The sequence below is a fragment of the Streptacidiphilus sp. MAP5-3 genome (genome assembly GCF_041262505.1).
Taxonomy (GTDB): Bacteria; Actinomycetota; Actinomycetes; order Streptomycetales; family Streptomycetaceae; genus Streptacidiphilus.
The window spans coordinates 1-1112 of the sequence record NZ_JBGCCL010000075.1 but is presented as its reverse complement, the minus strand read 5'-3'; the positions used below and the strand labels follow the sequence as shown (position 1 = coordinate 1112).

The 1112-nt window shown below is 66.1% G+C and carries 1 protein-coding gene; it reads left to right on the top strand.

What is annotated here, in order from left to right:
- Positions 1-3 precede the first annotated feature (3 nt).
- A partial coding sequence (gene ispG, locus ABH928_RS36480; RefSeq protein ID WP_370073057.1) for a flavodoxin-dependent (E)-4-hydroxy-3-methylbut-2-enyl-diphosphate synthase occupies positions 4-1112 on the top strand: 1109 nt, incomplete at its 3' end.

Here is a 1112-nt window from a genome sequence, read left to right as displayed (position 1 = left end):
GGAATGCCGTCCGTGCCGCTGGAGCTGTTGGCTCCGCGTCGTCAGAGCCGTCGGATCATGGTGGGGAATGTCCCGGTCGGTGGGGGTGCGCCGATTTCGGTGCAGTCGATGACGACGACGGTGACGTCGGATGTGAATGCGACGCTGCAGCAGATCGCGCAGTTGACGGCGTCGGGGTGTCAGATCGTGCGGGTGGCCTGCCCGTCGCAGGATGACGCGGACGCGTTGCCGATCATTGCGAGGAAGTCGCAGATCCCGGTGATCGCGGACATCCACTTCCAGCCGAAGTACGTGTATGCGGCGATCGACGCGGGTTGTGCCGCGGTGCGGGTGAATCCGGGCAACATCCGGCAGTTCGACGACCAGGTCAAGGAGATCGCGAAGCGCGCGTCGGACGCGGGCATCCCGATTCGGATCGGTGTGAACGCGGGGTCGTTGGACAAGCGGTTGTTGGAGAAGTACGGGCGGGCGACTCCGGACGCGTTGGTGGAGTCGGCGTTGTGGGAGTGCTCGTTGTTCGAGGAGCACGGGTTCCGGGACATCAAGATCTCGGTGAAGCACAACGATCCGGTCGTGATGGTGGCGGCGTACCGGAAGCTGGCTGCGGCGTGTGACTATCCGTTGCACCTGGGGGTGACCGAGGCGGGTCCGGCGTTCCAGGGGACGATCAAGTCGGCGGTGGCGTTCGGGGCGTTGCTGGCGGAGGGGATCGGGGACACGATCCGGGTGTCGTTGTCGGCGCCGCCGGCGGAGGAGATCAAGGTCGGCACGCAGATCCTGGAGTCGTTGGGGTTGCGGCAGCGCGGGCTGGAGATCGTGTCGTGTCCGTCGTGCGGGCGGGCGCAGGTGGATGTGTACAAGCTGGCGGAGGAGGTCACCGCGGGGCTTGAGGGCATGGAGGTGCCGCTGCGTGTGGCGGTGATGGGTTGTGTGGTCAACGGTCCGGGTGAGGCGCGTGAGGCGGACCTGGGTGTGGCTTCGGGGAACGGTAAGGGTCAGATCTTCGTGAAGGGTGAGGTCATCAAGACCGTGCCGGAGTCGAAGATCGTGGAGACCCTGATCGAGGAGGCCATGAAGCTGGCCGAGCAGATGCAGGACGCCGGCGCCCCGTC